The sequence below is a fragment of the Streptococcus parasanguinis genome (genome assembly GCF_015556095.1).
GTDB lineage: Bacteria > Bacillota > Bacilli > Lactobacillales > Streptococcaceae > Streptococcus > Streptococcus parasanguinis_Q.
The window spans coordinates 198,653-203,958 of record NZ_JADNLT010000002.1 but is presented as its reverse complement, the minus strand read 5'-3'; the positions used below and the strand labels follow the sequence as shown (position 1 = coordinate 203,958).

Below are 5,306 nucleotides of genomic sequence, written 5' to 3'. Positions count from 1 at the left end.
CGAGTCAGCATCAACGTCTGAGTCGGTATCGACATCCGAGTCAGTTTCAGCGTCAGAATCAGTTTCTGTATCTGAGTCAGCATCAGCCTCTGAGTCGGCCTCTACATCAGAATCAGTCTCAACGTCTGAATCGGTTTCTGTATCTGAGTCGGTCTCAATGTCCGAATCAGTGTCTGCTTCTGAATCAGTGTCAACATCCGAATCAGCCTCAGCCTCTGAGTCGACATCAACATCCGAGTCAGTCTCAGCGTCTGAATCAGTATCAACGTCTGAATCAGTGTCGACATCCGAGTCATTGTCTGCGTCCGAGTCAGTCTCAACGTCTGAATCAGTGTCTACATCTGAATCGGTATCGGCGTCTGAGTCAGTTTCTTCGTCAGAATCAGCGTCAACGTCAGAATCAGCCTCTACTTCTGAATCAGTCTCGACCTCTGAGTCGGTATCTACATCTGAATCGGTTTCTGTATCTGAATCAGTTTCTACTTCAGAATCAGTCTCGACTTCAGAGTCAGTCTCGACGTCTGAGTCAGTTTCAGTCTCTGAATCAGCATCAACGTCTGAATCAATCTCGACATCTGAATCATTGTCGGCATCGTTGAGCACCTCAGTATCAGAAAGTCAGTCAGTGTCTGCATCAGAATCCGTTTCGACATCCGAGTCAGTTTCAATATCAGAATCAGTGTCTACGTCCGAATCATCATCAGCCTCTGAGTCAGTATCTACATCAGAGTCAGTCTCAGCGTCTGAATCAGCGTCAGCCTCTGAGTCAGTGTCTGCATCTGAGTCAGCCTCAACATCTGAGTCAGCATCGACATCTGAGTCAGTTTCAGTCTCTGAATCGGTCTCAACCTCAGAATCAGTCTCAACGTCTGAATCGGTATCTACATCTGAGTCAGCATCAACGTCTGAATCAGTGTCAACGTCAGAATCAGCATCTGCGTCCGAGTCAGCGTCAACTTCTGAATCAGTCTCAATGTCTGAATCGGTATCTACATCTGAGTCAGCCTCAACCTCCGAATCAGCATCTGCTTCTGAATCAGTGTCAACGTCCGAATCAGTCTCTACGTCGGAATCAATCTCGACATCTGAGTCAGCATCAACGTCTGAATCAGTATCAGCCTCAGAATCAGTATCTACATCTGAATCGGAATCGACATCCGAATCAGTTTCTGCATCTGAGTCAGCGTCAGCCTCTGAATCAGCTTCTGCGTCTGAGTCAGCATCAACGTCTGAGTCGGTATCGACATCCGAGTCAGTTTCAGCGTCAGAATCAGTTTCTGTATCTGAGTCAGCATCAGCCTCTGAGTCGGCCTCTACATCAGAATCAGTCTCAACCTCTGAATCGGTGTCGACATCCGAGTCAGCCTCTGTTTCTGAATCAGTTTCAACGTCCGAATCGGTTTCTGTATCTGAGTCAGTATCGACTTCAGAATCAGTATCAACGTCTGAATCGGTATCGACGTCTGAGTCGGTCTCAATGTCCGAATCAGTGTCTGCTTCTGAATCAGTTTCAACATCCGAATCAGCCTCTGAGTCGACATCAACATCCGAATCAGCCTCTGAGTCGACATCAACATCCGAGTCAGTCTCAGCGTCTGAATCGGTGTCTACTTCTGAATCAGTTTCGACATCAGAGTCGGTTTCAACGTCCGAATCAGTTTCAGCATCCGAGTCAGCGTCAACTTCTGAATCAGTCTCAACTTCTGAATCAGTGTCTACTTCTGAATCTGTATCAACATCAGAATCAGTGTCAACGTCAGAATCAGTGTCTACATCTGAGTCAGTCTCGACGTCTGAGTCGGCATCTACATCTGAGTCAGTTTCAACCTCAGAATCAGTATCAGCGTCGGAATCTGTCTCAACGTCTGTGTCAGCGTCTACCTCAGAATCAGTTTCGACATCCGAGTCAGTCTCAACATCTGAATCAATCTCGACCTCCGAATCATTGTCAGCTTCGTTGAGCAGTTCAGTATCAGAAAGTCAGTCAGTCTCTACCTCGGTTTCGACATCAGTATCTGTATCTGAGTCAGCATCATTGAGTACCTCTGCACCTGAATCAACTTCAACATCAGTAAGTACTTCAGTTTCAGTGAGTCAATCACAATCAGGATCAACATCTGGTAGCGGTTCATACTCTAACTCAATGAGCCAATCAATTTCTCATTCAGAGTCATTGTCTGCATCAGAATCAGCAAGTGGATCACAAAAACACAGCCAATCTGTGGCCCTTCCAAATACTGGCGAAACAGGATCTGTAACATCAGCCCTTCTTGGGGTTGTTACAGGGTTAGCTGGAATTGCTGGACTTACCCGACGTAAAAAGAAGGGGAACTGATCTAGTAGGAAATATCATTTTTTTCGAGTGAATCTCATAGGAGATTCACTTTTTTACTAGTAGAATGAAGTGTTTTTAATGTGTTACAAAAAAATTTGAAAATTAAACGATAATATATAAGTTTTTTGTAGCAAATTACTTGAATCTACGTAGTATTCCTGTATAATGAATAATGACTACAATGTAAGGGGAATATCATGCAATTTAAGCGTTCAAAAGGAAACTTTCGTGAAACAGATCGTGTCGTACGCTTCAAATTAATTAAATCAGGAAAAAATTGGCTTCGGGCATCAACGGCTGCCCTAGGCCTCTTTCGCGTGGTGCGTGGGCAAGTGGAGGAGACCATCATTGCCAACGTGCAGCAAGATCAAATAGAAAATCAAAAGCATAACCAAGCCTTCTTAAAAGGTTTGATTACGGTAGGGACTGTTTTTGGTGGTGCTGTGCTTGCTACGACAGCTAAGGCGGAGGATGCAACATCACTTGCACCAACGGTTTCTGAGACAAAAGAGGAAACCTTGGCAGAAGTGGATAGTGTGGTCTTAGCGAAAATTTCAAGCCAACCTTCAGAATCCAGCTCTGTTTCAGGATCAACTAGCCTTTCTACATCTGTGAGTGTATCTACTTCGATCAGTGAATCTACTTCTTTGTCCTTGAGCGAAGTTGGATCAACTGCATTATCAACGGCACTTAGCGAGTCTGCTCAAGCTCTAGAGTCAGAAGCAGGTATTGAAGAGCCGACTAGTTTAGAAGAAGCTACTGTTTTAGAACAAAATACCTCTGAAGCTGAATTGCTTCAAGAAATTGCAGGGAATTACGCATCTAAAATGACGGACACCGATCGCCGATCAGTTGTCGAAGCGGTCATTAACAAAGTGCAGGCCGAAGTGACTGCAAGTAATAACTTGATCCACACCAATGCCAGTGCTCAAGCTTATGCTGACCAGCGCGATCGTTTGGAGAAAGCTGTCGATGAGATGATGACGACCTTGACAGCTGCAGGTTTTGTGGGAAATACAAATGTAGATGGGAAACCTGCGATCTCTGCTCAGTTGGCTTCTCTAGCTGAGGAAACATACTTGGCTGATGATGTATTGGATATGACCCCGAACCCAGAAGATCCCAATGGTGCGAGTGTAGAAGATCCTACACTTAACACACCAGGATATGCTAAGGATCCTCATCTAGATAAAGATCTCTTAAGATTTTCGCCTGAAGAGTTGAAAAATTTTTTAGGTGAACCCTACACCAATCGTTATACATTTGGTATTTGGGACTTTGTGAATAAACAAGGAGAGTCACTTGGTTACTATGCGACTATGTCGATTGATATCAGTGAGATAGATCCGGAAAAGCATAAGGCAATGGATGTTTATTTCCGCATTGTCCGAAAATCAGATGGGGCTGAAATTTTTTCACAAACTGTATCTCCAAAAGGATATGGCCAAGATATTCAATTACCAAAAGAAGTACTGATTGGTCAGGCTCCCTTTGGGAACAAGGTTTTTAATTCGGAACCTTCTACAGGTAATGGGACCTTTGGAATGCTGACGAATTTTATTCCGGAACAGGCTTTCTTATTCCGGAGTATTTATGATGTCATGACGCCTGAGAATCAAGGGCAATTGATTAGGACGTATCCTAGTATCAAAATTCCATCTATGATGGGACAACAATCGACCTTCTATAGAGAAGTGGACCCGAATGGTAGATGGTTTAATGGGCAATATGAACCAACGGGGAAAGAAAGATCCTTACTAGAGTATAGAATCTACGGATTGGAAGGCCAGCATTATACAGCTTCCAATCCACGCGAATTTCCTGGTTATGTACAGGTCCCAGCGCACACCGTGTTCCCGAATCGTAAAAGTGGGGTGTTCGATAATAGTAAGAATGGGAAATCAAGAATTGAACTATTAGGGGATGCGCGTGAGCATTTCATTAAAAGTGAAGTTGTCACCCTTAATCAAAATGGTGATTATTCTCTTCGCTACTATGTTTTAGATCCTTCTAAAATCCATGATGTTAGTAGTGGTGATGTAGGAAATGCTAAGGTAACCGATGTATATACACTTGTTTATGAAAAAGAATTTAAACAAGATAGTACGGATAACCTTTCAGATTTAGGTGGAACTCGTAAAGTTGAAAGTAAAAACAAGGATTATTTCCTGAATGTTACACCAAAACGAATAGATTACCAACATTTTGAGTTGGATATTACAGGTTGGTTCTCTAGTAAGGAGACAGTTACATACACTGATGAGAAAACAGGAATAGAATATACTGTTCCAAAACCATTCACGGAACTTCCAAAATCGGCCTACCTCGATAAAAATACGACCATGGTCGTTGGAGAAGATGCAACACCTCAAGGAGCAGATGGTTTTTCCAACTTCAAACAAACGATCAAAAAAATAGTAGATTCATACCCCTTAACGAGTGTGAATTATTACTATCGGAAGATGACACCGTCAGAATCTACTTCACAATCTCAAAACTTCTCGATTTCAACTTCAGAGTCACTAGTTTCAGAATCCATTTCATCTTCTCAATCTGTTTCGGTCAGTGAGTCCGTTTCCTTGTCACAAGCATCTAGCTCCGCCAGTCAATCAGATTCACAGGTTTCAACCTCGATTTCCTTGTCACAATCTGTATCGACAAGCGAATCCAACTCGTTGGTTCAGGAATCGATCTCCACTAGTCAGTCGGAGGCTCTAGTCCAAGAGTCGGTTTCAGCAAGTCAATCGGATTCGTTAGTTCAATCGTCGGTTTCAGCAAGCCAGTCTGAGTCGTTGATTCAAGCATCAGTTTCTGCCAGTCAGTCCGATTCGCTTGTTAAAGAATCTGTATCCGCCAGTCAGTCAGACTCCTTGGTTCAAGCCTCAGTTTCTGCTAGTCAATCAGACTCGCTGGTTCAGGCATCAGTTTCAGCTAGCCAATCCGAATCACTGGTTCAAGAGTCCGTTTCGGT

Annotated in this window: 2 protein-coding genes; both read left to right on the top strand. The window is 43.5% G+C overall.

What is annotated here, in order from left to right; translation table 11 throughout:
• Positions 1–2,335: LPXTG cell wall anchor domain-containing protein (locus I2E70_RS10705; RefSeq protein WP_195423566.1), on the top strand; the 2,335-nt coding region annotated here is incomplete at its 5' end.
• Positions 2,336–2,532: 197 nt separating this feature from the next.
• A partial coding sequence (locus I2E70_RS04135; protein WP_195423564.1) for an accessory Sec-dependent serine-rich glycoprotein adhesin occupies positions 2,533–5,306 on the top strand: 2,774 nt, incomplete at its 3' end.